Annotated in this window: 2 protein-coding genes; one reads left to right on the forward strand and one right to left on the reverse strand. The window is 39.3% G+C overall.

Going from position 1 to position 2495, the window contains the following annotated elements:
• Positions 1–195 precede the first annotated feature (195 nt).
• The gene (locus CIB29_RS05640; protein WP_094547677.1) at positions 196–612 is read right to left on the reverse strand and encodes a bacteriohemerythrin; all 417 of its coding nucleotides are present in this window, start codon (positions 610–612) and stop codon (positions 196–198) included.
• 416 nt (positions 613–1028) lie between these two features.
• On the opposite strand from CIB29_RS05640, the gene CIB29_RS05645 reads away from it, so the two are divergent.
• Positions 1029–2318, forward strand: coding sequence for an IS110 family RNA-guided transposase (locus CIB29_RS05645; protein ID WP_094547679.1), 1290 nt, complete (start codon positions 1029–1031; stop codon positions 2316–2318).
• Positions 2319–2495 lie beyond the last annotated feature (177 nt).

Consider the following 2495-nt stretch of genomic DNA (forward strand, 5'->3'; position numbering starts at 1 on the left):
CAAGGCTTTACAGGATTTTTGTCTTATTTAAGTGTCAAACATGGGATTATATGACTTTTCCTTTATAAATGCAATATTTTTATATGGGAAGGGCGTATATTTTTTAGCTGAAGAATATTATTAACAGACTCTAAGCCTTTTCGCAAAGTTCTTTCCATAATATTCGTCAACTAAATTAAATGCACGTACACCTGCTCAATAAATACCTTTTTCATTCAAGAATGTCTTATACTCCATGTCACTTTTTAAAATATGACTTGAAATCCAATCAGCAATAAATTGAATTATTTCCAGTACCGCCTCATTTTGCTTTCCCTCTAAATCTTTTCTCTCAATCTTTTGAACTTTTTTTATAAAAAAATCATGTTCAATCTTGTGGCTTTCAAACTTATCAAAGTTATTTTCCTGCATCAATTTTTCCTCATAATTAAAATGATATATGGTGTATGCTTTTAACTCTTCTAAAATTTCGATTAAATTGTCATAATGGTCATACTCATCCTTGAGTGAGGCAATCTCAAATGCTTTGGAACCCAATTCAAATAATTTTTTATGCTGATTATCAATCTCGGCTATGTTACAACTATAAGTATCCTTCCATTTTAATAACATTCTAAAAACCTCCTTGTACAATTAATATTGTATTAAATCAGTGACCGAAGCCACTGTTCGACCCATTAAAAATCATTGTTAACATAACACTTCAAACTTCATACTTTTCTAAACATCAAGCACATCATACGGCTTCACATCTTAGCCATTATGCCAGCACCTGTTGGCCTGAACCTTGAAAATCATGTATAATATCTTCCGGACTTGGAAGGTGTGTGTATCACCTCCTGGGACGGACCTTAGCGGGCCGATTACCCGTGTGAAAGAGTATTTATCCATTCCGGTAAGTCTACATGATTTGGCTGGTTGAGGCCAGCTAATAAGCTGGTTCCTCGTGTCACATGCAAGGTTGTTTGCTTACATGGGAAGGAATGGAGGCTTTTAAGTCCATCAATCTTGTAAAGGAGGCATTTTTAATGAATTTCAGACCCATTGCAGGCATTGATGTGGGCAAGTTCTTCAGTGAGATGGCGATTCTTTCTCCATCCAATGAAGTAATTGCCCGCATGAAGATTCGCCATGATTCCAGTACCGACGTTGAAAGAGCCGTTGAATTGCTGAAAAAAACGGAAAAGGACTTTGATTCAAGGCCTTTCGTCGTCATGGAATCCACCGGGCACTATCACAAAATCCTTTTCCATTCACTTTGTAAAGCTGGATTTGAGGTTTCAGTAACAAACCCCATCCAGACTGATTCTATCAAAAATATTGGAATTAGAAAAGTGAAAAATGATAAAGTGGATGCCCGGAAAATTGCATTGCTCTACAGATTTCAGGAGCTTAAAACTACTAATATCCTCGATGAGGATATTGAATGCTTAAGGAGCCTTTGCCGCCAGTACTACAAGCTCTCTGACGAGCTTACTGCCTACAAAAACAGGTTTACGGGTATTGTTGACCAACTCATGCTAAACTTTAAGGATGTATTCCCCAACATCTTTTCAAAGGCTGCTCTTGCAGTCCTGGAGGTGTATCCTACGCCTGCCCATATTCTTAAGGCTGACAGGAACAAGCTGATTTCAATGATTCAGGAAAAGTCCCACAAAAGCCTTAAATGGGCAACTGAAAAGTATGAGCTTTTGGTCTCCAAGGCCAGAGATTTTGAACCTTTGAGCATTCACAATTCCTCAAATATTGCCATGCTCGGTGTGTACATCTCCATGATCAGAACCCTGGAGGAAAACCTGGAGAAAGTCCTTAAAGCCATCCATAAGCTGATTGATGAGGACCTGGCAAAGGACATGCCTGTACTTGCATTGACGCTTGAACTCTTGCAGAGCATTCCCGGCATAGGCCTTCTGTCTGCTGCCACCATTCTTGCGGAGATTGGCGACTTTTCGGCCTTTAAAAAGCCGGGCAAGCTGGTTGCTTATTTCGGCATTGACCCCTCTGTCATGCAGTCCGGAGAGTTTACCGGTACACGTAACAAGATGTCTAAGAGGGGTTCAAGGCTGCTTCGCAGGGTGCTTTTTACAATTGCTCTTGCCAATATCCGTACCAAGAGGGATAAGACAGCTTGCAACCCTGTGTTACTGGAGTTTTATCAACAGAAGTGCCGGAGCAAACCTAAAAAAGTAGCTTTGGGAGCTGTTATGCGTAAGCTTGTTAATTATATTTTTGCTGTTCTGAGGGATAGAAAGCCTTATCAGCTACGTAGCCCCCAAGAGCATGCGAAGAATCTTGCAGCAAAGCATACAGCAGCTTAATAGTACTTGTACTTGATGTTCAGTTTTCAAAGAGCAACTTATTATTTCAGACCAGCTATTTTATGTCTACTTCACTTAGGTGGTCTTGTTGTCATGCCTTTGATTAACGTCAGGAGTCTAAAAAAATTTCTCAAAATTTTTCTTAAAAACTCTTGACTTTAATTAGCTGGTCTTTCA

This window comes from Petroclostridium xylanilyticum, from assembly GCF_002252565.1.
Lineage (GTDB): Bacteria > Bacillota > Clostridia > SK-Y3 > SK-Y3 > Petroclostridium > Petroclostridium xylanilyticum.